The sequence below is a fragment of the Calditrichota bacterium genome (genome assembly GCA_013112635.1).
Classification (GTDB): Bacteria; Calditrichota; Calditrichia; order Calditrichales; family J004; genus JABFGF01.
The window spans coordinates 1-1,606 of the sequence record JABFGF010000026.1 but is presented as its reverse complement, the minus strand read 5'-3'; the positions used below and the strand labels follow the sequence as shown (position 1 = coordinate 1,606).

Below are 1,606 nucleotides of genomic sequence, written 5' to 3'. Positions count from 1 at the left end.
AAATAGTATCAAATGATACCATAGCTTGTCTTTTTAGAACATTTAATTGCCTAAAGGGATGAGCTCAATATACTGTTGAACGACGCGTTTAGACAAGCGTGTAATTAAAGAAATAGAATTAATATCATCGAATTTGGGATTTAGTAACCTAATTGCCTCAAAGTCGCGGATATAACGTTCAACAGCATCTTTAGAATGATTTGTTCTTTGACAGATAGCAGGTACCAGGTAGCCATTAAGGTACAATGTGAGTATCTCCTTTTTGTGGGTTTGCCCGCTACCAAGGAACTGGATATTTCCGCGTGTAGGCAGTTTTCTGTTGTAGAGGCTGAAATATTCACGTACATACTCGCCTGCGGTGGCCTCATTGACGCCGAGCAAGACGGCCAGGTCCAACTGGGTGAGCAAGGCACCCTGGTCAAAGGCTTGCTGTGTCCATCGTTCAACTTTTTTAATCCGAATTTGGCGGTGGTGCACGGGTTGTTTCATGTCCTCGATATCCTGATCGCTTATGATATCGAGTACCACGGGTTTGAGTTTGGTCTGGGCGATAGACTTGCCTTTTTTTGGATATTCAGCGGTCGGGACAGCATGCCATACCATCTGTCCGTTTTTAATAAAGGAGTTATCGCTGAACCGGTAATAGTTTTCAATGATGTTCAGGACATCCTCAACGATAGCCGTGGCCGTAATGGCGCCTTTGTCATATCCATAGTTGTTTAAGAAACGGTCAAGCAGGATATTTTTTAGTGATTTTCCTTTGATGCGCATGTGCCTTCTTTGTGCGATGGATTCTTTGGAATGGTCACGAATGTCCCTGTTCATAAATTTAAGCATCTTGGTTACCTCCCGCTGTTTTTTTTAGGGTTAAAGATGGCCTCAAGGCGCTGGTTGTTTTGTTGCTGGTATTTTTTATAAAGCTTGATATACTCGCCAATCAGCCGGTTTGAAAAGCCAGTGGTAATGCGTATCTGGTCAACGGAAAAGTTTTTAGAATAAAGCAGGATAATTTTCGAGAAGTCCTGAATATAACGTTTAACGGCGGTTTCAGAATGGTGTGTGCGGTTTTCGATTTCAGAGAACTGGAAGCCGTCAAAGTACAAATCGAGGATTTGGGTTTTATGGGTAGAGCCGCGTCCCATATCATGCCGCCATCCGCGTGATGGGATAGTAAGCCCGGATCGCCTGAGATAAGCCATATCGCGTTTAATGGTAATGACGCTGGTGGTCAGGATAAAGGCCACATCTTCAAAGGAGAGCAATGCACCTTGCTCGATTGCTTCTTTGGTAATACGTAACAGCCGGTGTTGTCGCAATCCGGAAAGCCCCTTGTCTTTATAGGTTTTTAGGTCTTCATCGACATCGTGCACAGTAAGCCGGACAGATATTTTTTTACACAGGGCGATAGGTTTACCTGCCGGTTCCCGGTCATCAACGGCCAGGTAATGCATCTGTCCGGAAGCAAGTTGGAAGTTGGCATGTTCTAAGAAATAGTTTTTAATCTGGTTAAAGTAAGCTTCAGCCAGTATCGGTGTAAGGTTGAAATCATGAGAAATATTATTAACAATAGCGTTTTTAACAGACTTGGAATGAAGCCTTTTGGTAA

2 protein-coding genes are annotated in these 1,606 nt (G+C 43.3%); both read right to left on the bottom strand.

All coding sequences use genetic code 11. From position 1 onward, the window contains the following. Window positions 1–42 precede the first annotated feature (42 nt). The gene (locus HND50_22375; GenBank protein ID NOG47999.1) at window positions 43–837 is read right to left on the bottom strand and encodes a DUF1670 domain-containing protein; all 795 of its coding nucleotides are present in this window, start codon (window positions 835–837) and stop codon (window positions 43–45) included. A 5-nt stretch (window positions 838–842) separates the two neighbouring features. Continuing rightward, a partial coding sequence (locus HND50_22370; GenBank protein NOG47998.1) for a DUF1670 domain-containing protein occupies window positions 843–1,606 on the bottom strand: 764 nt, incomplete at its 5' end.

Coding starts and splice junctions, on each gene's coding strand:
- HND50_22375 (NOG47999.1), bottom strand. CDS start 837: ATGCTTAAATTTATGAACAGGGACATTCGTGACCATTCCAAAGAATCC.